Origin of the sequence: Acetivibrio clariflavus DSM 19732 (assembly GCF_000237085.1) — a bacterium.
GTDB lineage: Bacteria > Bacillota > Clostridia > Acetivibrionales > Acetivibrionaceae > Acetivibrio > Acetivibrio clariflavus.
Window position 1 is genome coordinate 747,129 of sequence record NC_016627.1, and the last position, 25,909, is coordinate 773,037.

The following is a 25,909-nucleotide window of genomic DNA, read 5'->3' on the forward strand; positions in this document are numbered from 1 at the left end:
TGATGAAGAAATGGAGGAGAGAACATAATGATTGAAGTGCTGAATTTGACTAAGTCTTACGGTCAAATAAAGGCAGTGCGGGACTTGAATTTTACAGTAAAAAAAGGTGAAATTCTTGGTTTCCTGGGGCCGAACGGTGCAGGTAAGTCAACTACAATGAATATGATAACCGGATACCTGCCTTCCACAAGTGGGACTGTAAAAGTTGCAGGATATGACGTGAGCGTAGAACCTCATGAAGTTAAAAAGCGAGTCGGATATTTACCTGAACAGCCTCCGCTTTATACAGATTTGACAGTTATAGAGTACCTTAATTTTGTAAGCGATTTGAAGAAAGTTGACAGAAAGAAAAAGAAAAGCCAGATTTCCGACATAATGGAACTGGTAAAGATATCCGATGTTCGTAACAGATTGATAAAAAACCTTTCAAAGGGATACAAACAGAGGGTTGGCCTTGCACAGGCACTTATAGGCAATCCTGAAGTTCTTATTCTTGATGAGCCTACAGTAGGTCTAGATCCAAATCAGATTATCGAAGTCAGAAAACTTATTAAAGCTCTTGGAAAAGAACATACCATTATTCTCAGTTCCCATATAATGCAGGAAATTAGTGCGGTTTGTGAACGGATAATCATAATAAACAAAGGACAAATAGTAGCAATTGATACTCCGGAGAACCTGACAAAGAGCCTTGAAGGTTCTGCAATGTACTCTGTGAGAATTGACGGTCCTAAAGATAAAGTAATTGCTGCTCTTAAAAATATTGTAGGAATTAGAAATGTTAAAGAAAACGCTAAATTTGAAGATGGAATAGAATATCTGGTGGAAGCGGACAAGGATTTAGACCTCAGAAAGCCTATCTTCTTTGAAATGGCGAAACATGGATATCCGATTTTGGAAATTAAGCCTATAAGTATGAATCTGGAAGAAGCATTCATAAAAATTACCTCGATGGATCCGGATAAAGTTTCTGGAAACGAACAGCAGAATGATGAAGAGAAAGCAAATACTGAAGAAAATACTGATAACGAGGAAATTGTGAATAATAGCGAAGATTCGGAAGAAATTTCGAAGGAAGAAAAGGAGGATGAGTAATAATGTGGGCAATTTATAAAAGAGAACTGAAGTCGTATTTTTATTCTCCTTTGGCATATGTGTTAACGGGTATATATACTTTGCTGCTGTCCCTTAATTTTATCAGACCGATTTTAATGGCCACTGGCCCGGCTCAGACTTCATTTGGTGCAATAATCTATAATCTGAACATTTTGCTTGCATTTTTAATACCTATTCTTACAATGAGAGTGCTTGCTGATGAAAAGAGAAACGGAACGGAAGTTCTGTTAATGACTTCGCCCAATAGTGTTCCGGCAATTGTGTTCGGTAAATTTCTTGCTGCTTTTACCGTATTTTTACTTATGGCTGCTGTAACTGCCATGTACCCGATAATTATTGCAATATCCGGTGAATTGGTTGTCGCATCGATGATTACGAGTTATCTTGGATATATTTTGACAGGTGCTTTGTTTGTAGCTTTTGGAGTATTTACATCTTCTTTGACTGAAAGCCCTATTGTTTCGGCTGTAATTGGATCTTTGTGCTTGTTTTTTATTTGGATTATAGATTATTTTAGAGGTGCTTTGAAGGGATTGTTGTTCGATCTTGCCAAATGGATTTCCTTCTATTCGAGATTTCTTGATTTTGTGCAGGGGAAAATTTGTCTGAAAGATTTTGTGTTCTATTTCACATTAATAGCACTTTTCCTTTCATTGGCAATGATTGCAGTAGAAAAAAAGCGTTGGAGTCAGGGGTGATATGGAATGAAAAGTATAGTTGACAAAATAAAGAGTATATTTAGCAATAAAAATTTTAAATACGGCAGTTTATTTATGGTTTTAAGCATATTTTTAATTGCTGTAACTGTTATTATCAATATGATAGCTGAAATTGACAAGCTAAACGTTAGATGGGATTTAACACCGAACAAGATGTATTCCATAGGAGATGAGACAAAGAAAATTCTCAATGAATTACAGCAGGATGTTGAAATTATATTTCTTTCGGACAGAAAGAAACTTGAAGAAATTGAAGGCGCAGGAGAAATGATAACTGAATTTTTGGACAATTATGATGCTTATCCGAAAGTAACAGTTAAATACATTGATCCCGATAAAAATCCCCGAATTATTAAAGAGTTGGACAAGGAAGATATGCTGGGATTGAAAACCGATAATATTGTTGTTAAATCGGGAAATAAGGTAAAAAAGGTAGTTGCTAATGAACTGTTTTATTCGGATTACTATTCCAATACTCCATATTTTGCAGCTGAACAGAGTATAACCGGTGCAATAAAATATGTTACATCAGAGAAGACTCCTGTTGTTTATTTCATAGAAGGGCATAATGAAAGAGGTTTGGAATCTGAATACTCCGGACTGAAGCAAATTTTAGAGAATGGTAATTATATTGTAAAAACTTTGAATCTTACTGTGGAGAGTAAAGTGCCCGATGATGCGGAAATGCTTATTTTTGCAGCTCCTAAGAGAGATTTGTCAAAAGCAGAGGCAGAAAGATTGCTTGACTATTTAAAGAGTGATGGAAATGCCATATTCCTGTTTGAGCCTGTATTCTCCGATAAAAGGTTCGACAATTTTGAAAATGTTCTTAATGAGTATAATATCAGTATTAACTATGACAGAATACAGGAAAATGATCCTTCAAGGCATTATCCCGATGATCCCTATACGTTTTTACCAACAGTTCAAACATCTGAGATTACAGGCGGAGAGGATCTCAGTGATTTCTACGTGCTATTTAACGATTCCAGAAGTTTTAGCATACTCAACAATTATAAAGAGCCATTAAGGGTATTTCCTTTATTGACTTCAAGCGAGAAAGCTATTGGCGAAAGTTATGGAATGGATGAAGAGGACAGTATGGGACCGCATTTTATGGGTTTAGCTGCAGAGTACAATAGTGCCTATAAGTCTAAAGTTTTGGTATATGGGAATGCTTATGTTTTCACAGATGATGGCTTTAGTCAATTTGCACCTTTATCCGAGAACACTATGAAATTTTTCCTGGCAAGTATAGCTTGGATGCGTGATACTACAAATGACCTTGTTATAGCACCGAAAACCAATATGTACGATATCATGAATTTATCCAGCAGAAATACCAAGTTAGTTATTCTCGTAACTGTTTTAGTGGTACCGCTGCTGATTATAATAATCGGTGTAATTGTTTGGCTAAGGAGGAAACGCTTATGAAATTGTACAGGAATATAATTATTCTTGTAGTAATGTTTCTTGTCCTTGGAGGAGTACTTCTTGCACTTAAACTGACTTTAAAAGATGAAGAGACTGATTTTGATGATGATAGTATAATCACTCTATATAATTTTGAAAGTACGAAATTGACGGAGTATACTATAGAGAGTGAGGAAGGTACATTTGTTTTCAGAAAAAAGAGCAGTAACGGAGAGTACGATGTAGAATGGGAATTGGTTTCAGGGGGAAATTTTCCGCTTCACCATCAAAATGTAAATATAGTAGCTTTAAACGCTGTAGATTTGAAAGCTTACAAGTTAATTGAAGAAAATCCGACTTCTTTAGATATATATGGGCTTGATAATCCGTACCGCGTGACTTTCAAATTGGATGATGGAACTGAAAAATATATAGAAGTTGGAAGCATGACTCCTACAAAAGAGGCTTACTACATCAGAATAAGCGATTCTAATAATGTTTATGCCATTTATTCCTACAAGGGAGATCTTCTTGTTGCAACAAAGGACGAGCTTAGAGATAAAGATGTCTTTGATGTTTACTCATCCGATGTAATTAAATTTTCCCTTGAGAGGGATGGTAAAAAGGTATTTTCTGCTGAAAAGGATGAAGAAATTGGTTGGCAGATAAAGGAACCTATGCAGGGTAATGCTGATTTGGTAAAGCTTACAACTATTTTCGATACCTTTGTGAGAGCTTCTGCGAATACTTATGTTGAGGACAATGCAACCGATTTAGAGAAATACGGTTTAGACAATCCCAAATATGTTATTGAAGCTGCTACAGCAGATACAAAGGTAAAATTGCTTTTAGGAAAAGCTACCGAGGGAGAGTCTGTATTTTATGCAAGGTTTGATGGCAGCAATGAAGTATTTACTATTAATAAGTCATCTTTGTCTTTTATTGATATCAAACCTATAGAAGTATATGAAACTCTTGTGTACACACCGTATATTTATGATGTTTCGGAAGTAGTTGTAAATATAGACGGAAAGACCATAGTATCCCAGATAGAAAGTGACAGTGCTAAACCGGAGGAAGACAAATTTACTATTGATGGTCTTGATGTTATGAGTAAAGGTAAAGAAGCAGAAAATGCCTTTAGGAATTTTTACAGGTCTTTGGTGGGAATTATTTTTTCTGATTTGGAGTTTTTAGATCAGAAACCTGAAGGAACTCCTGAGATTACTATAACATATACCTTGGAAATAGACCCCGGAAAGATGGTAATTGAATTTATACCAAAAGATGATAAAAGGTATTATGTTTTAGAAAACGGTGAGTATAAAGGTAAGGTAGTAAAGAAAAGCGTTTTTGATGAAGCTGACGGGGTAAGAAAGAACTATGAGAAATTGATGGAAATTCTTAAGTAAAACCATTTTTAACTGACCCGGGAGCAATCGAGGGATTTGCTTCCGGGTTTTTTGTTGGGTATTTTTGTTGATAAAAATGATTAGTTTTCTTATACAGTTTTATATCAAGTTAAAATGAACAGTAATGACAAAAGTATTTTAAACATAGAATTATAAAAGATAAAATATATTTCAGGGTACCTGGCTGTGTTAACTGTCTGTGGTAACTTAAATTGGAGGTAATTTGCATTGCTTGGTGAATTTAAAAATATATTTAAAGTAGCTTGCATATATATGGCTACCATAATAGGTGCGGGATTTGCATCGGGGCAGGAAATTATGCAGTTTTTCAGCAGCTACTATGAAGGCGGATTTTATGGCATAATACTTGCCGGAATTTTATTTTCAATAATCGGATATGTTGTATTGGATAAGGTGTATTGTGAGCGAATTAGAAACTATGAGGAGTTTTTATTTCCGACAGTGGGCTGGTTTTTAGGCTGGGTGATGGAAATTCTGGTTACCATGTTTATGATATCTGTTTTTTGCATTATGATAGCCGGTGCAGGAGGAATTATTTCCGATAAATTATGTATACCATATTATTTTGCGGTTCTTATAGTTGCTTTATTATGCGCACTGGTATTTTTTACAGAGATTAAAGGTATCGTTAATATCAGCAGTGTTATAACACCAATATTGATTCTTGGCATTTTGGGATTTGGTTTGTATATAATAATAAGCAAAGAAATGGCTGTATTCAATTTTTCAGGGGCTATTTCCAAAGTTACTGATAATTGGTTTTTCTCATCTCTATTGTATGTAAGTTATAACAGTATTACATCGGTTGTCGTTATGTGCAGTCTTTTACCGTATCTCAAGGACAGAAAAACAGCTGCTTTAGGTGGAATTTTCGGCGGTGTAATGCTTTGTTTTATGGCTATTATAATAAATTTTGCAATATACCTTTTTTATCCGCATATAGCCACAGAAGACCTTCCTGTTATGGGTATGGTTGACAGTTACAGCGTAGTTTTGGGAAATGTATATACTGTTATTTTGCTGCTTGCAATGTTTGTTTCAGCTTTGACTTCCGGATTCGGATTTGTGGAGAGGATTAGCAGCAAAATAAATATAAATAAAAAGATTGTAATATTAGTTATATGCGCTATATCCATACCTCTTTCGAGTGTCGGTTTTTCCGGCCTTATATCCACTATTTATCCCGTTTTCGGATATATGGGTATGTTTATGGTGTTTGTTATTGTAATTCAGTTGTTCACTAAAGTACCTGCCTATGTTAGTGTAGAAGAGAAAAAAAGGAATTACTGCAGGCTGAGTGCTAAGCAAAAGGGAAGAACAAGGCCTCTTAAGAAAATATAGCATATGATTATTGCTGGCGGAAATATTTATGTAGATTGCAGCTGCTGCTACGATATGTTAAAATACTTTTGAATACAAATGATTAAATCTGGAGTGAACTAAGAGTGGGGATAACAGAAAATGGCACAAGACAAGAAGGGCCCGGTAACGTAGTAAAAATAATTGTGTTTCTTTTATTGCTGCTTATAATTTCAGCCACTGCTGCGGCTGCATATTTAAAAAGTCTGGATGTGGATTTGAAAAGTGTAAGTATAAAGGATTTGATTGAAAAGAGATTTATGCACCGCAATACCAGATATGAATTTGTTTCATCCGAATTTGATTATGATGCAAACCTGAACACTGTTTTCGGTACGCATAAGGGCTATATTGTCAAGTGTTCGAAGGACAGCCTGATATATATTGACTCAAACGGCAATGAGCAATGGACTTATCCGTTATCCCTGAAAAATCCTGTGCTGAAAACAGCAGGTTCATACCTCTTGATAGCAGATTATGGCTCTAAAAGCATTTTAACATTCAGCGGAAAGGAAATGAGATGGGAAAAGGAACTGGACAATAACATAATTAATGCTGATATAAATACAAAGGGATATGTAGCTGTTGTACATGAAGAAGAGAGAAGCAGGGGAGCAGTGTCAGTATTTAATCGTCAGGGCATGAAATGTTTTACGATAGGAAAGGCAGAAAACTTTATATTGTCATCGAAGGTATCTTCATCTGCCAAGAGCGTTTTTATAAACAGTGTAGACACTTCAGGTATTAGCACCGATACGATATTGGAATTTAGCGATTTGAGCGGCAATATTTCAGATAACAGAATTGAAAAAGAGGATACGGTTTTTCCTTCTTTATGGTTTATGGATAACGACAGCTTATTGGTTGTTGGAGATTCTATGTTCATGATTTTGGACAAGGACTTCACGGAAAAGTTTCAGCAGAATGTAAAGGGAAAAATATTCAGTTCCTGCATTGTTGAAGGAAAATATGCCGTAATTGCAGCAAATCCGGAAGAGACTACCGGTATTTTTGAAAGCGGTTCTTCAGGTATATGGATTTATAATGACAACGGAGAAAAGATCTCGGAGTACAATCTTAAAGGAGAAGTCAGAAATATTACTTCATGGGAAGATATTATAGCTGTTAACTCGGGAAACAAGCTTCGTATAATTGATTTGGACGGTAATTTGTTGGCAGAATACAGTTCGAAAGACGATATGAAAGAGGTTTTTTTTATAAACAGACGTGAGGTTTTGGTTGTTTGTAAAGACAAATTCTTAGTATTAAAAATGAAATAGGGGAAATGAAATAATTAATTACTTTATGCTTAAAAAATTTATCAATTAAGGTATTCATCCAATAATCCGATTGTTTTTTTAGACATACAAATTAGGGAGGTTATCATGAACTGGAGTGATTTGTTAGTTATTGCAATTATTGCGTTTTTTGGTTTCGTAGGAATAAAAAACGGCTTTATCTATTCAATTTTTAAGTTAGTCTCGTTTTTTGTAGCATCAATAGTTTCGGTTAAGTTTTATCCTTTTCTGTCAAATATTATTGATAAAACTGTTGTATTTACCAAAATAAAATCGGGGATATTGAAGAACTTACTGCTTCAAAAGGATGTCCAGGCAGATATTGTTAATCAGGGTGCCCAGAGAGCAGCAGGGTCAGTAGTGGATGGATTAGAACTGCCAGGATTTCTTAAAGAAGCAATAAAAGGACAGCTGGCAAAGGAAAATGTAGCAAACCTCTTGGATTTGTCAGCCATAATGGATAAGATAAGCGATGTATTGGCTCATATTGTTGTTGATATATTGAGCTTGTTAATTCTGTACATAGTTGTAAGGATAGCCTTAATATTCTTAAGATTTGTTCTGCAGGGAATTGCTAAACTTCCTGTATTTAAGCAGATGGATAAACTGGGTGGCTTTGCTTTTGGTGCAGTGGAAGGCCTTTTAACAGTGTACATAATATTTGCGTTTATGATGCTGTTTATTTCATCGCCGGCGTTTAAGGGTTTTTTTGATTCTGTTGAGACTTCTGTTATTGCGAAATTTTTCTATCAAAACAATATAATTGTAGACTGGATGTTTCCAAAGGGAAAAATAATATAAAGGGTATTTTCATGTAGAAAAAAGGGACATGTTTAACGAAATTTGATTTATACTTGCAAATAATTAATGTATTATGCTTTTTTTCTAAAACACTAGACATTTTAACTTAATTAGTAGTAAAATAAATAAAAAACAATAGCCGGGTTTATCCCCGGCTATTATTATAGTCATTGCAATTATTATACAGGATAAAGCATATTTGAAATTTATATATTAACTTTATTGAAAGCGAGGAGATAGATTATGAGAAGTGATGTGGTAAAAAAAGGGATTGAAAAAACCCCTCACAGAGCACTTTTTAAGGCAATGGGCTATACCGATGAGGAAATAAGAAGACCGTTAATAGGTGTGGTGAATTCAAAAAGTGAGATAATTCCTGGACACATACATTTAGATACAATAGCTGAAGCTGTTAAGGCAGGTATTAGAATGGCTGGAGGTACTCCTGTTGAGTTTGGTGCCATAGGAGTATGCGATGGTATTGCTATGGGGCATACAGGTATGAAGTATTCGCTGGCGACAAGAGAACTCATAGCTGACTCATGTGAGGCAATGGCTTTGGCTCACTGTTTTGACGGAATGGTATTCATACCTAATTGTGACAAGATAGTTCCGGGAATGCTTATGGCAGCAGCCAGGATAAATGTTCCTTCGATTGTCATAAGCGGTGGACCTATGCTTTCAGTAAAGAGAAACGGAATACAACTGGATTTGAACAGTACTTTTGAAGCAGTAGGAGCGTATAAGGCAGGAAAAATGACTGAAGAAGAAGTTTATGATTATGAAGAACATTCATGCCCCGGATGCGGTTCATGTTCCGGAATGTTTACTGCCAATTCAATGAATTGCCTGACAGAAGTTTTAGGACTAGGTCTTCCGGGAAACGGTACTATTCCGGCTGTATATGCCGAAAGGGTAAGACTTGCCAAAATGGCCGGTATGAAGATTATGGAACTTGTTGAAAAAGATATAAAGCCTTCAGATATTCTTACACACAAGGCATTTGAGAATGCTCTGACTGTAGATATGGCACTGGGATGTTCAACCAATTCAATTCTCCACCTGCCGGCTATTGCCCATGAAGCAGGTATTGAAATAAATCTTGACATAGTTAATGAAATAAGTGCCAGGGTTCCAAACTTATGCAAGCTTGCACCGGCTGGACACCACCATGTTCAGGATTTATATGCAGCAGGCGGAGTGCAGGCTGTTATGAATGAATTATCCAAGAAGAAATTGATAAACCTTGACTTGCTGACGGTTACTGGTAAAACTGTCGGAGAAAATATAAGCAAGGCAAAGGTTCTTGACTACAATGTTATAAGAAGTGTGGACAATCCTTACAGCTCTACTGGCGGAATTGCAGTATTGAGAGGGAATTTGGCACCTGACGGGGCAGTTGTCAAGCGCTCTGCCGTGGCAGAGGAGATGCTTGTTCACAAAGGTCCGGCAAGGGTATTCAATTCGGAAGAGGAAGCTATTACAGCCATTTATAATGGAAAAATACAAAAGGGCGATGTTGTTGTAATAAGATATGAAGGACCGAAAGGCGGTCCGGGTATGAGAGAAATGCTTTCTCCTACTTCAGCTATAGCCGGTATGGGCTTGGATAAAGATGTTGCTTTAATTACCGACGGACGTTTCTCCGGGGCAACAAGAGGTGCTTCCATTGGACATGTCTCTCCTGAAGCCATGGAAGGAGGAAACATAGCTTTAGTTAAAGAAGGAGATATTATAAGCATTGACATTCCTAACGGCAAACTGGAATTGGAGGTTTCCGATGAAGAGCTTGAAAGAAGAAGAAAAGAGTGGAAAACTCCAGAACCGAAAATAACAAAGGGATATCTTGGAAGGTATGCAAAGCTTGTTACTTCGGCAAGTACAGGAGCAGTTTTAAAAGGAAATTAAGGGGTGAGAATAGATGAAACTTACCGGTGCGCAAATATTGATTGAGTGCCTTAAAGAACAGGGTGTGGATACTATTTTCGGATTCCCCGGAGGTGCTGTTTTAAATATATATGACGCTTTGTTTAAGGCCAAAGATGATATCAGGCATATTTTGACTTCACATGAACAAGGAGCGGCTCATGCAGCTGACGGTTATGCCAGAGCCACTGGAAAAGTTGGAGTGTGTATTGCTACTTCCGGTCCTGGCGCTACAAACCTTGTTACAGGAATAGCTACGGCTTATATGGACTCGGTACCCATGGTTGCTATTACAGGGCAAGTACCTACAACGCTTCTCGGAAAGGATTCTTTTCAGGAAGTTGATATAACCGGTATAACAATGCCTATAACCAAGCACAATTATATTGTAAAAGATGTAGAAAGACTTGCAGACATTGTGCGGGAGGCTTTTATTATAGCTAAAGAAGGAAGACCTGGGCCTGTATTGATAGATATTTGTAAAGATGTGACTGCTGCGGTAACCGAATACGTTCCAAAAGTTCCTAAAAAGCCGGAAGAAGCAAGTTTGGGAGTTACAGAAGATGAAATCGATGCGGCAGCGGATGCGATAAATAAAGCTAAAAGACCTATAATTCTTTCAGGTGGTGGGGTATCCATAGCCGGTGCCAACGAAGAGGTTTTTGAACTGGCAAATAAAGCACTGATACCAGTAACCACTACATTAATGGGAATTGGATCATTCCCGGGTACCCATGAATTGTTTACCGGCATGGTGGGAATGCATGGTACTAAAACCACTAATATGGCTGTATCAGAATCGGATCTTTTCATAGCCATCGGAGCAAGATTCAGTGACAGGGTTATAAGTGATGTGAATAGGTTTGCACCTAATGCAAAAATTATGCATATTGACATAGACCCTGCTGAAGTTGGAAAGAATGTTGCTGTGGATTATCCTCTTGTGGGAAATATCAAAAAAATATTGAAACGCTTAATTGCAAAAGTTGAAAAAAAGGAACAATCCGATTGGAAGAATAAAATTGACGAGTGGAAGAGATTATACCCATTGAAATATCCTAAGGATGATGTATTAAGACCAAATTATATCGTGGAAAGACTATATGAACTTACCAAAGGCGATGCCATTATTACAACCGAAGTTGGACAGCATCAAATTTGGGCTGCACAGTTTTATAAGTTTAAATCACCCAGACAATTTTTGTCATCCGGAGGTTTGGGTACTATGGGATATGGCCTTGGTGCTTCCATAGGAGCCAAGCTGGGTCGTCCCGACAAAAAGGTTATAAATATTGCCGGTGACGGCAGTTTCAGAATGAATTGCAATGAATTGGCTACAGCAGTTGAATATAAACTTCCGATAATTATTGCCATATTCAATAATCATGTTTTAGGAATGGTAAGACAGTGGCAAAATCTCTTTTATGATGGCAGATATTCCTCCACAAATATTGACAGAGGTACCAACTTTGTTGCTTTGGCTGAGGCTTATGGAGCAATTGGCATAGATGTGAGAAAACCGGAGGAAGTTGATGAGGCATGGAAAAAAGCATTGGCTTCGAAGGATACTCCTGTTGTAATTAATTTTGAAATAGACAAGGACGACAAAGTATTCCCTATTGTTCCTCCAGGGGCTGCCATAAGTGATTTGATTGAAGAATAAAATATATGGGATATTTGGAATACTATTTTTTGACAGCTGCAGCTAATCAAAAGAGATAAATTTATAGATTTATATGTTAAATTAAATAATTTTCTTCGTTTTTATGGAGAAACATTCATTAAGTATCTTGACTTTTTTAGATAAATGTGTTAAATTAATGGTTGTTTCTCTGTGTAAGTCTTTTTTTTATGTCAAAAAGTATTTTTTGATATATACGTTTAGTTTGTGGAGGTGTGAGAGATGAGAGTAAAAATTACATTGGCATGTAGTGAGTGCAAGCAAAGAAATTACGATACAATGAAGAACAAGAAAAATGACCCTGACAGACTCGAAATGAGAAAATACTGCAGATTTTGCCGTAAACATACTGCACATAAAGAAACAAAATAATTGCTTTTAAACATACGGCTATAAAGTGGGAATATTTTTATCTGCTAATGTTATAGCAAAAGTAAGATTGTGGAATAATTCTATATAAAGCTTTACAACTTGCCTGTATTGTCATAAGTAAAATTATAAAAATGGAGATGTTTTATATGGCTGAAAAGGTGAAAGTTTCCATAGTTGCTGCTACCAGCAACAGGATAAGTAAATATTTTAAAGATGTTGTCAGTGAACTTAAGAAAGTTGTATGGCCTACTCGTGTACAAGTTGTAAAAAATACCATAACAGTTTTGATTGCATGTTTAATAGTTGGTATTATTATTTGGTTAGCCGATGCAGGTTTTGCATACTTAAGGCATTTACTGTTTAAGATATGATGACCAGTTGCTATGTCGGTATGCAATCTTTTTAAAGGAGGACTTGTGGCTATATGCAAATAGATGATACACCGGAAGGTGCAAAATGGTATGTTGTTCATACTTATTCCGGGTATGAAAACAAAGTAAAGGCTAACCTTGAAAAAATCGTTGAAAACAGGGGCATGCAAGACTATATATTGGATATAGTTGTTCCTATGGAAGAACAGATTGAGATAAAAGACGGTAGGAAAAAAGCTACACTTAAAAAAGTTTTTCCGGGATATGTTCTTGTTAAAATGATTATGACTGACGAATCGTGGTATGTAGTCAGAAATACCAGAGGTGTGACTGGATTTGTTGGACCTGGATCAAAGCCGGTGCCTTTATCCGACGAAGAAGTCAGGATGATGGGTGTAGAAGAGTTTATGCCTGTTCTTGACTATGAAGTCGGTGATAATGTAAGAGTTGCTACCGGTCCATTGGAGAACTTTATAGGAGTAGTTGAGGAAATTAATCTGGAAAAGAGAAAAGTCCGGGTTTCCGTATCAATGTTTGGGAGAGAAACACCCGTTGAATTGGAACTATTCCAGATTCAGAAGATATAATAATAGAAATTACATCAATAGTAATTCTATTTGCTATATATTTTTGTACCTTTCAAAAGGTATGCTTTTCACATAGGGACTGATATATAGAAATTTTTATGTCGAAAAATTGTGAACTGCTTTTGATGAAGGCATTATCCGTGGCTTTCGCGGCGGAATTCCATATTAAAAAGTGCAGCCAGTGCTGCCATATTTATATCAATCAAATGGTGTAAATCACTCTTAATTTTAAGAGTTGATATGTATAAGTAAAATTTGGGAGGTGGATTTAATGGCTAAAAAAATTGCTGGCTATATTAAACTTCAAATTCCTGCGGGGAAAGCAACTCCGGCTCCACCGGTTGGACCAGCTTTAGGACAGCATGGCGTAAACATAATGGGATTTTGTAAAGAGTTTAATGAAAGGACTGCAAAGGATGCAGGATTGATTATTCCTGTTGTAATTACTGTATATGCTGACAGGTCTTTTTCATTCATTACAAAAACACCGCCTGCTTCAGTTTTATTGAAGAGGGCATGCAAAATAGAAAGCGGTTCCGGTAAACCGAACAGAGAGAAAGTTGCAAAGATTTCAAAAGAAGAAATCAGAAAAATCGCAGAAATGAAGATGCCAGACTTAAATGCTGCATCAATTGAAGCAGCTATGAGCATGATTGCTGGAACAGCAAGAAGCATGGGAATAGTTGTTGAAGGTTAAACACATAAGAACTTGAAAGCGCTTTAATTTACTTTGTATTATCGGGAGAACACATACTATTTATATTGAACTCTAAATTGACTTTAAAATAAAAGTAAAATAAAAGTTGGTTCAATATATTTAGGTAGGTGGGAGGAAGCTTAGAGTTTCCGAAAATATTACCACAAAGGAGATGATGATAGTGAAAAGAGGTAAAAAGTATCAAGACAGTGCTAAACTTGTCGATAAATTAAAGTTATATGATCCTTCAGAAGCAATGGATTTAGTTCTAAAAACTGCTAAGGCAAAGTTTGATGAGACAGTTGAGGCACACATTAGACTTGGTGTTGACTCAAGACACGCTGACCAACAAGTTAGAGGTGCTGTTGTACTTCCACACGGAACAGGTAAGAAAGTTCGTGTATTGGTTTTTGCTAAGGGTGAAAAGGCAAAGGAAGCTGAACAGGCCGGAGCAGATTATGTTGGTGCAGAAGAATTGGTAACAAAAATTCAAAATGATAACTGGTTTGAATTTGATGTTGTTGTAGCTACTCCTGACATGATGGGTGTAGTTGGTAGACTTGGTAAAGTACTTGGACCGAAAGGTCTTATGCCAAACCCAAAAGCCGGTACTGTAACAATGGATGTGGCAAAAGCTATAGCCGATATCAAAGCCGGTAAGATAGAGTACAGATTGGATAAGACAAATATTATTCACTGTCCTATCGGAAAAGTGTCTTTTGGAACAGAAAAGCTTGTTGAAAACTTCAAGACTCTGATGACAGCCGTTATAAAAGCAAAACCGGCAGCAGCAAAGGGACAGTACTTGAAGAGCGTTGTTGTGGCATCCACAATGGGACCTGGTATAAAAGTTAATCCTCAAAAAGTTACTGAATAAAATTGGTGAAATTATTGCTTTTGTTACCAGTGCCAGGATTATTTAGAAGTTAAAAAAGTCTTTACAAAATCGAAATAATGTTATAATATAAACTTTGTGAATTTAATATTGGATTGCCATAGACAGTAGGTTACTTGTTATATACAAGTAGTAATTGATGATATATCAGCCTACCGAGGTAAGTTTTTAAGGTGAATAACACCCCTCTATGTCTATGTGCATATGAGGGGTTTTATATTGACTTTGTTTATGCAAATTATCAAGTTTTGAGGAGGTGGACTTAAAAGTGCCAAGTGAGAAGACCCTTGAAAAGAAGAAAAAAGTAGTAAGTGAGTTGTCTGAAAAGATTAAGAATGCTACTGCAATTATTTTTGCTGATTATAGAGGACTCACTGTTGAGCAGGACACAGAGCTGAGAACTGCTATGAGAAAAGCTGGAGTTGAGTACAGTGTTGTAAAAAACACTTTAACTAAACTTGCAGCAAATGAGAATGGGTTAAATGAGCTGGAACCACACTTTAACGGACCTACATCCATGGCAATTACGACAGGTGATGTTGTTGCACCTGCTAAGATTTTAACTGAATTCTCTAAAAAGTATGAAAACCTTCAAATTAAAGTAGGTGTTGTTGAAGGTAAGATTTTCGATGAAAAATCGATTAAAGCATTGGCTGCATTGCCGCCAAAGGAAGAATTGGTTGCAAAAGCTCTTGGCAGCATGAAATCACCTATTGCTGGCTTCGTAAATGTCTTAAATGGAAACATAAGAGGTTTGGTAATAGCATTGAATGCTATTGCTGAAAAAAAGGCAAATGCCTAAGAGATAGATAAAATATCTTTCTAAAATTTAAGAAATAAAAATGAAAATATATTAATTAATGGAGGTATATAAAAATGGCTAGTGAAAAAGTTACAAAATTAATTGAAGAGGTAAAAGCATTAACAGTATTGGAATTATCAGAATTAGTAAAGGCTTTGGAAGAAGAATTTGGTGTATCTGCAGCAGCTCCTGTAGCAGTTGCAGCAGCAGCTCCGGCAGCTGGCGGTGGAGCAGCTCCGGCTGAAGAAAAGAGTGAATTTGAAGTAGTATTGAAAGATGCTGGAGCAGACAAGATTAAGGTTATAAAAGTTGTTAGAGAAGTAACAGGTCTTGGATTGAAAGAAGCAAAAGATCTTGTTGACGGTGCTCCAAAGACAATAAAAGAAAATGTATCTAAAGCTGATGCAGATGCTATAGTTGCTAAATTCAAAGAAGTTGGCGCAACAATTGAACTTAAGTAATTTTGATAAAGTGATTTACGGTTGCTAATAAGCAATTGGCGCTAGATGCTTACTAAAAGATAATAAAAAAGCTCCTCGTTGAGGAGCTTTTTACTATATGAATTTTTTGGAATTCGCTAAAAAACTGGCAATATATAATCAAATACTTAAGTGAGAAGCTTATGTTATTTTGAAAATGTAATAAAATGAAAAATAAGAAAGTTAGAAAATAAACATAATGTTTATATTGACAAGTTGATGATTATGTGTTAGAATTATAAACTGCATTATAATTTCAAAATAAAGTGCCATAATATGCTATAATATTTTTAAAATCTATTAACTATATAAATTATAGCATATCTGAATAAGTGAGACAATATTTGTTAATAATAATTTAATGTTTAAACCATTTAATATATGGTTTATTATATGTAGATAATGAAAAAATATACTGGCCTTATAAATGCAATTGAACAGCAATAATACATATGATGCGAAGAGATAAAAACTATTATATTGAAAGAAAAGGTATATATTTTCCATTGAAATTTATATTCAATGGACAAATATATACATGTTTTTTTGAAAAATGACGGATAAAGGTAAATAGTTTAATGATAAATACACGATGAGATGGTAATAAAATTTACATTTAATTGAGTATATGTCATAAAAACTAATAGTGCCATTTATAAAAATATATCAGTTTTTGAATAAGGATTGCAAAATTTGTCCAGAACTGGCTATAACGATATCCTAAATTATAAATACTACAAAGCTGTAAAAAGCTTTGTGTTAATTTATAGATTTAGCAAAAGGACGGTTTTATTTATTTAGTTTTGGTTGTATTGAATAAAGATGCATATTTCCTTTTATGAAGCGAAAGCTTGGAAACGATAAGTTTTTATGCTTTCAAAACCTATATCCTGGAGATGGTAAAGGGAATTATGTATCACAGTGTTTTTTTGTGCTTAAAAGCACCGCGGCAAAAGTATAAGATTATGAGGTGATTTTTAATGGTACATCCCGTGCGATTGGGAAAAAATGTAAGAATGAGTTATTCCAGAATTAATGAAGTCATTGATATGCCTAATCTTATTGAAATCCAAAAGAATTCGTACAATCAATTTCTTGAAGAAGGTTTAAGAGAAGTATTCAGAGATGTGTCGCCTATCACTGACTATACCGGGAATTTGATTTTAGAATTTGTTGATTATTCCATTGATGACAAACCCAAATACACTGTTGAAGAGTGTAAAGAAAGGGATGCAACTTATTCTGCACCATTAAAGGGAAAAGTGCGTCTTATAAATAAGGAAACCGGTGAAGTTAAAGAGCAGGAAATATTTATGGGGGATTTCCCGCTTATGACAGAAAACGGAACCTTTATCATCAATGGTGCTGAAAGAGTTATAGTTAGCCAGTTGGTAAGATCACCTGGAATATATTATTCAATGAAATATGATAAAACAGGAAAACAATTGTTTTCCAATACTGTTATTCCCAACAGAGGCGCATGGCTTGAGTATGAAACAGACTCAAATGATGTTATATATGTTCGAATTGACAGAACAAGAAAACTTCCTATAACAGTTTTAATTAGAGCATTGGGATATGGTACTGACCTTGAAATAACGGAACTTCTTGGGGAAGATGAAAGAATTATTGCAACAATTCAGAAGGATAGTGCAAAGACAGAAGACGAAGGTTTATTGGAAATATATAAAAGGTTGAGACCAGGTGAACCACCTACTGTTGAAAGTGCAAGTTCTCTTTTAAATGGTCTGTTCTTCGATCCTAAGAGATATGATTTGGCTAAATTCGGAAGATTTAAATTTAATAAAAAACTTTCTATTGCTTCTAGAATAAATGGTTTTATTGCTGCTGAGAATATAGTTGATCCGGAAACAGGAGAAGTAATTATAGCTGAAGGCGAGAAAATAAGCAGAGAAGATGCCGAGAGAATTCAGAATGCCGGTATAAATATTGTTTATTTAAATGTTGACGGAAAAAGGGTTAAAGTTATAGGCAACGATATGGTTGACCTTAAGAACTATGTTGACTTTGATCCTAAAGATATAGGCATTAATGAAAAGGTGAAATTCAGTGTTCTGAAAAACATTTTGGAAGAAAACAAGGGTAAAAGCACTGAAGAGTTAAAGAGAATTCTTAAGGCAAATGTTGACGAGTTGATTCCAAAATATATTACTAAAGATGATATTATTGCTTCAATTAATTATATAATTACTTTAAGTTATGGCGTGGGACAAACTGACGATATTGACCATTTGGGTAACAGAAGATTGCGTTCAGTGGGAGAATTGTTGCAAAACCAGTTTAGAATTGGTCTTGCCAGAATGGAAAGAGTAGTTAGAGAGAGAATGACTATTCAGGACATTGATATAGTTACTCCTCAAGCTCTTATAAATATCAGACCGGTTGTTGCAGCTATAAAAGAGTTTTTTGGAAGCAGCCAGCTGTCACAGTTTATGGATCAGACAAATCCTCTTGCAGAGCTGACTCATAAGAGAAGATTGAGTGCATTGGGTCCGGGAGGTTTGAGCAGGGAAAGAGCCGGCTTTGAAGTGCGTGACGTTCACCACTCTCACTATGGACGTATGTGTCCTATTGAAACTCCTGAAGGGCCGAACATTGGTCTTATAGGGTCATTGAGTACTTTTGCCAGAGTTAATGAGTACGGTTTTATTGAGGCACCTTATAGAAAAGTTGACAAGAAGACTCAAAAGGTAACCGATGAGATTGTGTATCTGACAGCCGATGAAGAGGATGAATATATTATAGCTCAGGCAAACGAACCCCTTGATGAAGAGGGCAGGTTCATTGCAAAAAAGGTTGTATGTAGAGCTAAAGAGGAATTTATTGAAGTTGAACCTTCTAAAGTTGATTTTATGGATGTATCGCCAAAGATGATAGTATCTGTTGCTACATCTATGATTCCGTTCCTTGAAAATGACGATGCTAACCGTGCACTTATGGGTGCGAACATGCAGCGTCAGGCTGTTCCGCTTATAAAAACAGAATCGCCTATAGTAGGAACCGGAATAGAGTATAAAGCAGCCAGAGATTCAGGAGTTTGTATATTGGCGAAGAACTCTGGTACAGTGGAGAAGGTAACTGCCAATGAAATTATTGTTAGAACTAATGATGGAAAAAGAGATGTATATAAATTATTGAAATATTTAAGATCCAACCAGGGTACTTGTATCAATCAGAGACCTATTGTTAAAAAAGGCGATAAGGTGGAAAAAGGTGAAGTTATTGCCGATGGACCATCAACGGATAATGGTGAAATTGCATTAGGTAAGAATGTTCTGGTTGGCTTTATGACCTGGGAAGGTTATAACTACGAAGACGCTATACTTATAAGTGAAAAGCTTGTAAAAGATGACACCTTTACTTCTATTCACATAGAGGAGTATGAAGCAGAAGCCAGGGATACAAAACTTGGACCGGAAGAAATAACTAGAGAAATTCCGAATGTCAGCGAAGATTCTCTTAAAGATCTGGATGAGAGAGGAATTATAAGAATTGGTGCTGAAGTAAGATCCGGAGATATCCTTGTAGGAAAAGTAACTCCAAAGGGAGAGACCGAGCTGACTGCTGAAGAAAGACTTTTAAGGGCAATTTTCGGTGAAAAAGCAAGAGAAGTTAGAGATACTTCCCTGCGTGTACCTCACGGTGAATCGGGAATAGTTGTTGATGTTAAAGTGTTTACAAGAGAAAATGGGGATGAACTCTCACCGGGAGTAAATCAACTTGTTAGGGTATATATAGCGCAAAAAAGAAAAATATCCGTCGGAGATAAGATGGCGGGAAGACATGGTAACAAGGGTGTTATTTCAAGAATACTTCCTGAAGAGGATATGCCTTTCCTTCCGGATGGTACACCGCTTGAAATAGTACTTAATCCGCTTGGAGTTCCTTCCCGTATGAATATAGGTCAGGTTTTGGAAGTTCATCTTGGATATGCAGCCAAAGCCCTAGGATGGAAGGTTGCTACTCCGGTTTTTGACGGAGCTACAGAGCAAGATATAATTGAAACATTACGAAAAGCAGGAATTGATGAAGACGGTAAAACTATATTGTATGACGGAAGAACAGGGCTGCCTTTTGAGAACAGGGTTACTGTAGGATATATGTATATTTTGAAGCTTGCTCACCTTGTTGATGACAAGATACATGCTCGTTCAACCGGACCATACTCCCTTGTTACTCAGCAGCCTCTGGGCGGTAAAGCACAGTTTGGCGGACAGAGATTTGGAGAGATGGAAGTTTGGGCTCTTGAGGCATATGGAGCTGCCTATACACTTCAGGAAATACTCACAGTTAAGTCCGATGATGTTGTAGGTAGGGTAAAAACCTATGAAGCTATAGTTAAGGGTGAAAATGTTCCTGAGCCTGGAATACCGGAGTCATTCAAGGTGTTAATCAAAGAATTGCAGAGTCTATGTCTGGATGTTAAAGTTTATTCTGAAGAGCAGGAAGAAATTGCTATTAAAGAATCGGTTGAAGATGAACTTGAAGAGTTAAATGTAAATATTGAAGGTCGTGAAGATGGAATCCCAATGACTGAATTTGATGATGTGGGAGATGACATCTTAGAAGATGATTTGGATTCCGATGACTTTGAATTATCAGAACTGGCTGATATAACTCATGAGGAAAATCTCGATGAGAGTACTCTAGACGAAGATCTCTTCCTTGATGACGACTTGAGTGATGATTTCGATGACGATGATGAATTTTAAAGAAGGGAGAAATGGCCGTGTTTGAACTAAGTAATTTTGATTCGATAAAAATTGGTTTAGCTTCTCCGGAAAAGATTAGAGAATGGTCGAGAGGCGAAGTAAAAAAGCCGGAGACAATAAACTATAGAACATTAAAACCCGAGAGAGATGGCCTCTTCTGCGAAAGAATATTTGGTCCGCAAAAAGACTGGGAGTGCCATTGCGGAAAATACAAGAGAATAAGATATAAGGGAATAGTTTGTGACCGATGCGGAGTTGAAGTAACAAGGTCAAAGGTTAGAAGAGAGAGAATGGGGCATATAGAGCTCGCTGCCCCAGTATCCCACATATGGTATTTTAAAGGTATTCCCAGCAGAATGGGATTGCTGCTGGATATGTCGCCAAGGGCTCTTGAAAAGGTTTTGTATTTTGCATCTTATGTGGTAATTGATCCTGGCCAGACACCCCTTTCAAAGAAGCAGATATTGTCGGAAAAAGAGTACAGAGACAGTGTTGAAAAATTTGGCAGCAATTTCAGGGCAGGCATGGGTGCAGAGGCAATAAAAGAGCTTCTCATGGAAATTGACCTTGATGCTTTGGCTAAGGAATTAAGGTCAGAGCTTGCTGAGAGTACAGGACAGAAAAGAATAAGAACCATAAAGAGATTGGAAGTTGTGGAGGCCTTTAGACAATCCGGCAATAAACCCGAGTGGATGATCTTGGACGTTATACCTGTAATTCCTCCGGAATTAAGACCAATGGTACAATTGGACGGTGGAAGATTTGCAACTTCAGACTTAAATGACTTATACAGAAGGGTTATTAACAGAAATAACAGGCTTAAGAGACTTCTGGATCTTGGAGCACCTGACATTATTGTAAGAAATGAAAAGAGAATGCTTCAAGAGGCTGTAGATGCTTTGATAGATAACGGAAGAAGAGGAAGACCGGTAACGGGGCCTGGAAACAGACCGTTAAAATCCCTTTCCGATATGCTCAAAGGTAAACAGGGACGTTTCAGACAAAACCTTCTCGGAAAGCGTGTTGACTATTCCGGACGTTCAGTTATTGTTGTTGGCCCGGAACTTAAGATATATCAGTGTGGATTACCAAAAGAAATGGCTTTGGAATTGTTTAAACCTTTTGTTATGAAAAAGCTTGTTAATGACGGGCTTGCTCATAATATAAAGAGTGCCAAGAGAATGGTAGAAAGAGTAAAAAATGAAGTTTGGGACGTACTGGAAGAAGTTATAAAAGAGCATCCTGTACTTCTTAACCGTGCTCCGACTCTTCACAGACTTGGTATTCAGGCATTTGAACCTGTATTGGTAGAAGGTAGGGCACTTAAACTTCATCCGTTGGTTTGTACAGCGTATAATGCCGACTTCGATGGAGACCAGATGGCTGTACACGTACCATTGTCTGCTGAGGCACAGGCAGAAGCCAGATTCTTAATGCTGTCTGCCAATAACCTTTTGAAACCTCAGGATGGAAAACCTGTTGCTGTTCCAACACAGGACATGGTTTTGGGTAGTTACTATATGACCATTATTAAAGAAGGAGCAAAAGGTGAAGGAAAAGTCTTCTCAAGCATGGAAGAAGCTGTTATGGCTTATGAATGCGGAGATATAACTCTCCATTCAAAAATAAAAGTAAGAATGAAAAGAGTTATTGATGGTGTGGAAAAATCCAAGTTAATTGAGTGCACTGTAGGTAGACTGTTGTTTAACGAAGGAATACCTCAGGACCTTGGATTTGTTGACAGATCAGATCCTGAAAGAGTGTTTGATCTTGAAATAGATTTTTTGGTAGGAAAAAATGAGCTTAGAAAAATAATTGAAAGAAGTATAAGAGTCCATGGTATAACTGAGACGGCAAAACTGCTTGACTTAATTAAAGAAAAAGGATTCAGGTATTCAACTAAAGGCGCCATAACAATAGGTGTATCCGATATGGTTATTCCTGAAGTTAAAGCTAAGTACATTAAAGAAACCGAAGAAAAGATTGAAAATATTATGAAGCAGTACAAGAGAGGTCTCATATCCGATGAAGAAAGGTACAACTCGGTTATAGCATGCTGGAATGAGGCATCGGAGAATATAACTAAGGCTCTTATAAATAACCTTGACAGATTTAACCCTGTTTATATGATGTCTCAGTCGGGAGCGAGAGGTAATATTAACCAGATAAAACAGTTGGCCGGTATGAGAGGACTTATGGCCGATACTTCGGGTAAAACCATTGAGGTTCCTATAAAGGCGAATTTCCGTGAAGGATTGAACGTTATGGAATTCTTCATTTCAACTCACGGTGCTAGAAAAGGTCTTGCCGATACAGCTTTGAGAACTGCTGACTCGGGTTACCTGACAAGACGTCTTGTTGACGTTAGCCAGGATGTAATAGTAAGGGAAACTGATTGTGGAACAAAGAAAGGTATAGAAGTTTCAGATATAAAAGATGGTAACGAGGTAATAGAAGAACTTTCAGAAAGAATAATCGGAAGGTATCCGGCAGGTAATATCGTTCATCCTGAAACCGGTGAGATATTGGTACCGGTTGACCATATGATCACTGAAAAGGATGCAGAAAAAATTATAAAGAGCGGAATAAAGAAAGTAAAGATAAGATCCGTATTGACTTGCCACTCTGAATATGGAGTCTGTGCAAAATGCTATGGTATGAATCTTGCAACCGGTGAGGAATGCAATGTAGGTGAAGCTGTCGGTATCATTGCTGCACAATCCATAGGTGAGCCTGGAACACAGCTTACAATGAGAACCTTCCATACCGGTGGTGTTGCCGGTGATGACATCACGCAAGGTTTGCCTCGTGTTGAAGAGCTTTTTGAAGCAAGAAAACCTAAGGGATTAGCTATTATATCAGAAATAAACGGTACTGTAAAAATTGTTGAATCAAAGAAAAAGAGAGAAATTGTGGTTACATCTGATGACGGTGAAGCAAGGAATTATCTGATTCCTTACGGTTCAAGAATTAGAGTAATGGACGGGGATCATGTTGAAGCCGGTGATGAGCTGACAGAAGGTTCTGTAAATCCTCATGACATATTGAAAATTAAAGGTGTAAATGCAGTTCAGGCATATCTCCTGCAAGAAGTACAAAGAGTGTACAGACTACAGGGGGTTGACATCAATGATAAGCATATTGAAGTTATTGTAAGACAGATGTTAAGGAAAGTAAAAGTAGAAGATGCCGGTGATACAAATCTCCTACCCGGTGGGCTTGTTGATTTGTTCGATTTTGAAGAAGAGAATGCAAAAGCTGTGGCAGAAGGCAAGAGACCTGCTGTTGGTAAGCGTGCATTATTGGGAATTACAAAAGCATCCCTTGCTACCGAATCGTTCTTGTCGGCTGCATCATTCCAGGAAACCACAAGAGTATTGACAGAAGCAGCTATAAAAGGAAAGGTAGATCCATTGGTTGGTCTTAAGGAGAATGTTATTATCGGTAAGTTGATACCGGCAGGAACAGGTATGAGCAGGTACAAGGACATTAGCATCAGTACAGTGACTGAATAATTATTTTATTAGACATAAATAAAATCTCGTACTTTAAAGTACGAGATTTTATTGCGCATACTTGTATGTTTTTTTTCGCACTCCTTGACAAAATAATAATGTTGGTGATAAAATATTTCAGTATGTAAAATCGTGAATTGTATATTTGAATGGGACTGGTGCACGTAACAGCAAAACTGCAGAGTTTTAGGGAGACTTAAGTTTTCTATTAAAGCCTAGTAGGTAGCGACATAATCGTTAATGGTTCCTTACCGGTAAGGAGGGTTAAAGATGCTTGAGAACTTAAAGAATGTAAATAAAGCAGTGGGAGTCAAGCAGACAGTTAAGGCAATCGAAAGAGGTACGGCAAAGTTGGTTTTTGTCGCTAAAGATGCTGATGAGCGTGTAGTGGGAAAAGTTATTGAGTTATGTAAAAAAGATGGTATTGAGATTAGATATGTGGATACCATGAAGATGTTAGGAAAAGCTTGTAATATAGATGTTGGAGCATCAGTTGCCTGTACACTTGAATAATTTTTAATCATATAGCAAATATAAATTGATTGAGGCAAATGTTAAAATCAATGAGACCTGAAGTCTCAAAGATTTTTATATTACATAATCAATAAAAGGAGGTGAAAGGATGCCAACGTTTAACCAGTTAGTTAGAAAAGGAAGACAGACTATTAAAAAGAAATCAACTTCACCTGCACTGCAGAAAGGGTTCAACTCATTGAAGAGAAAACCTACAAACATAAGCTCTCCTCAAAAGAGAGGCGTATGTACTGTAGTTAAGACAACAACTCCTAAGAAACCTAACTCTGCGTTAAGAAAGGTTGCTAGGGTTCGCTTAACTAACGGTATTGAAGTAACTGCATATATTCCCGGTATAGGCCACAATCTTCAGGAACACAGTGTTGTTCTCATCAGAGGAGGAAGGGTTAAAGATTTACCGGGTGTTAGGTACCATATTATTCGTGGAACACTTGATACTGCAGGTGTTGCAAAGAGAATGCAGGGAAGATCCAAATATGGTGCAAAGAAACCGAAAGCAGGTGCAGCTGGCAAGTAAATCATACAACGTGCTTTGCACGATGTATGGTAGTTAAAGGGTGCTAAGTACGTTGTTTATATATATATTTTTATATAATGAGCAAGTACGCAGCACTGACGACGGGCATGCAAATTGCTGTGCTCGCGAGTACCGATGATATTTTATATCATGAGAAGGAGGGAAGAAAGGTGCCAAGAAAAGGTCATGTAATTAGAAGAGATGTATTGCCGGATCCTATTTATAATGACAAAGTTGTTACAAAACTTATCAATAATATAATGAAAGACGGCAAAAAAGGTATTGCTCAAAAGATTTGTTATGGAGCATTCGACATAATCAGAGAAAAGACCGGAAAAGATCCGCTTGAAGTTTTCGAACAGGCATTAAACAATGTTATGCCGGTTCTTGAAGTAAAAGCAAGGAGAGTAGGTGGTGCTACCTACCAAGTTCCTGTAGAAGTTAGACCCGAAAGAAGACAAGCTTTAGGTTTAAGATGGTTGGTCAACTATGCAAGACTCAGAAATGAAAGGACTATGAAGGAAAGGCTTGCTGCTGAAATAATAGATGCAACCAATAGTATGGGCGGAGCTTTTAAAAAGAAAGAAGATACTCATAAAATGGCTGAAGCTAATAAGGCTTTTGCACATTACAGATGGTAATTTTATAAATTTGTATCATT

At 36.8% G+C, this 25,909-nt stretch carries 21 protein-coding genes and 1 other annotated feature; all 21 genes read left to right on the plus strand.

Features of this window, described 5'->3' with window-relative positions:
* Nucleotides 1-27 precede the first annotated feature (27 nt).
* The 21 genes from CLOCL_RS03110 (at nucleotide 28) to rpsG (ending at nucleotide 25,889) form a co-directional block, all read left to right on the plus strand.
* Nucleotides 28-1,095, plus strand: coding sequence for an ABC transporter ATP-binding protein (locus CLOCL_RS03110; RefSeq protein ID WP_014253977.1), 1,068 nt, complete (start codon nucleotides 28-30; stop codon nucleotides 1,093-1,095).
* A 2-nt stretch (nucleotides 1,096-1,097) separates the two neighbouring features.
* Nucleotides 1,098-1,814, plus strand: a complete 717-nt coding sequence (locus CLOCL_RS03115) for an ABC transporter permease subunit (protein ID WP_014253978.1) — start codon at nucleotides 1,098-1,100, stop codon at nucleotides 1,812-1,814.
* Between the two features lie 6 nt (nucleotides 1,815-1,820).
* Entirely contained in the window at nucleotides 1,821-3,269 is a 1,449-nt protein-coding gene (locus CLOCL_RS03120) for a GldG family protein (protein ID WP_014253979.1), read from the plus strand.
* On the plus strand, nucleotides 3,266-4,660 hold the full coding sequence (locus CLOCL_RS03125; protein ID WP_014253980.1) for a DUF4340 domain-containing protein: 1,395 nt from the start codon (nucleotides 3,266-3,268) through the stop codon (nucleotides 4,658-4,660). Before CLOCL_RS03120 ends, CLOCL_RS03125 begins: the two co-directional genes overlap by 4 nt.
* A gap of 228 nt (nucleotides 4,661-4,888) precedes the next feature.
* Nucleotides 4,889-6,022, plus strand: coding sequence for a YkvI family membrane protein (locus tag CLOCL_RS03130; protein ID WP_014253981.1), 1,134 nt, complete (start codon nucleotides 4,889-4,891; stop codon nucleotides 6,020-6,022).
* Nucleotides 6,023-6,126: 104 nt separating this feature from the next.
* Nucleotides 6,127-7,320 (plus strand): DUF5711 family protein, encoded by a 1,194-nt coding sequence (locus CLOCL_RS03135; protein WP_014253982.1) that lies wholly within the window; start codon nucleotides 6,127-6,129, stop codon nucleotides 7,318-7,320.
* A gap of 105 nt (nucleotides 7,321-7,425) precedes the next feature.
* Complete coding sequence (locus CLOCL_RS03140) at nucleotides 7,426-8,139, plus strand: CvpA family protein (protein WP_014253983.1); 714 nt, start codon at nucleotides 7,426-7,428, stop codon at nucleotides 8,137-8,139.
* Nucleotides 8,140-8,382: 243 nt separating this feature from the next.
* Nucleotides 8,383-10,047 carry a dihydroxy-acid dehydratase gene (ilvD, locus tag CLOCL_RS03145; RefSeq protein WP_014253984.1) on the plus strand — a complete coding sequence of 555 codons (1,665 nt, stop codon included), beginning with the start codon at nucleotides 8,383-8,385 and terminating at the stop codon, nucleotides 10,045-10,047.
* 13 nt (nucleotides 10,048-10,060) lie between these two features.
* Nucleotides 10,061-11,728, plus strand: coding sequence for a biosynthetic-type acetolactate synthase large subunit (gene ilvB, locus CLOCL_RS03150; RefSeq protein WP_014253985.1), 1,668 nt, complete (start codon nucleotides 10,061-10,063; stop codon nucleotides 11,726-11,728).
* Between the two features lie 240 nt (nucleotides 11,729-11,968).
* Entirely contained in the window at nucleotides 11,969-12,118 is a 150-nt protein-coding gene (gene rpmG, locus CLOCL_RS03155; protein WP_014253986.1) for a 50S ribosomal protein L33, read from the plus strand.
* Nucleotides 12,119-12,264: 146 nt separating this feature from the next.
* Nucleotides 12,265-12,489 carry a preprotein translocase subunit SecE gene (secE, locus tag CLOCL_RS03160; protein ID WP_014253987.1) on the plus strand — a complete coding sequence of 75 codons (225 nt, stop codon included), beginning with the start codon at nucleotides 12,265-12,267 and terminating at the stop codon, nucleotides 12,487-12,489.
* A gap of 53 nt (nucleotides 12,490-12,542) precedes the next feature.
* A complete protein-coding gene (gene nusG, locus CLOCL_RS03165) occupies nucleotides 12,543-13,076 on the plus strand; it encodes a transcription termination/antitermination protein NusG (protein WP_014253988.1) in 534 nt (177 codons plus the stop codon).
* Nucleotides 13,077-13,347: 271 nt separating this feature from the next.
* Complete coding sequence (rplK, locus tag CLOCL_RS03170; protein WP_014253989.1) at nucleotides 13,348-13,773, plus strand: 50S ribosomal protein L11; 426 nt, start codon at nucleotides 13,348-13,350, stop codon at nucleotides 13,771-13,773.
* Between the two features lie 181 nt (nucleotides 13,774-13,954).
* Nucleotides 13,955-14,650 carry a 50S ribosomal protein L1 gene (gene rplA / locus CLOCL_RS03175; protein ID WP_014253990.1) on the plus strand — a complete coding sequence of 232 codons (696 nt, stop codon included), beginning with the start codon at nucleotides 13,955-13,957 and terminating at the stop codon, nucleotides 14,648-14,650.
* Nucleotides 14,651-14,748: 98 nt separating this feature from the next.
* Nucleotides 14,749-14,895 (plus strand) — a sequence feature (ribosomal protein L10 leader region).
* 41 nt (nucleotides 14,896-14,936) lie between these two features.
* Nucleotides 14,937-15,470 carry a 50S ribosomal protein L10 gene (gene rplJ, locus CLOCL_RS03180; RefSeq protein ID WP_014253991.1) on the plus strand — a complete coding sequence of 178 codons (534 nt, stop codon included), beginning with the start codon at nucleotides 14,937-14,939 and terminating at the stop codon, nucleotides 15,468-15,470.
* A 74-nt stretch (nucleotides 15,471-15,544) separates the two neighbouring features.
* On the plus strand, nucleotides 15,545-15,931 hold the full coding sequence (gene rplL / locus CLOCL_RS03185; RefSeq protein WP_014253992.1) for a 50S ribosomal protein L7/L12: 387 nt from the start codon (nucleotides 15,545-15,547) through the stop codon (nucleotides 15,929-15,931).
* A 998-nt stretch (nucleotides 15,932-16,929) separates the two neighbouring features.
* A complete protein-coding gene (gene rpoB / locus CLOCL_RS03190; protein ID WP_014253993.1) occupies nucleotides 16,930-20,682 on the plus strand; it encodes a DNA-directed RNA polymerase subunit beta in 3,753 nt (1,250 codons plus the stop codon).
* Nucleotides 20,683-20,699: 17 nt separating this feature from the next.
* On the plus strand, nucleotides 20,700-24,197 hold the full coding sequence (rpoC, locus tag CLOCL_RS03195; RefSeq protein WP_027622545.1) for a DNA-directed RNA polymerase subunit beta': 3,498 nt from the start codon (nucleotides 20,700-20,702) through the stop codon (nucleotides 24,195-24,197).
* Between the two features lie 270 nt (nucleotides 24,198-24,467).
* Entirely contained in the window at nucleotides 24,468-24,710 is a 243-nt protein-coding gene (locus CLOCL_RS03200; RefSeq protein ID WP_014253995.1) for a ribosomal L7Ae/L30e/S12e/Gadd45 family protein, read from the plus strand.
* 109 nt (nucleotides 24,711-24,819) lie between these two features.
* Nucleotides 24,820-25,248 (plus strand): 30S ribosomal protein S12, encoded by a 429-nt coding sequence (gene rpsL, locus CLOCL_RS03205; protein WP_014253996.1) that lies wholly within the window; start codon nucleotides 24,820-24,822, stop codon nucleotides 25,246-25,248.
* A 170-nt stretch (nucleotides 25,249-25,418) separates the two neighbouring features.
* The gene (gene rpsG, locus CLOCL_RS03210) at nucleotides 25,419-25,889 is read left to right on the plus strand and encodes a 30S ribosomal protein S7 (RefSeq protein WP_014253997.1); all 471 of its coding nucleotides are present in this window, start codon (nucleotides 25,419-25,421) and stop codon (nucleotides 25,887-25,889) included.
* The last annotated feature ends 20 nt before the right edge of the window (nucleotides 25,890-25,909 follow it).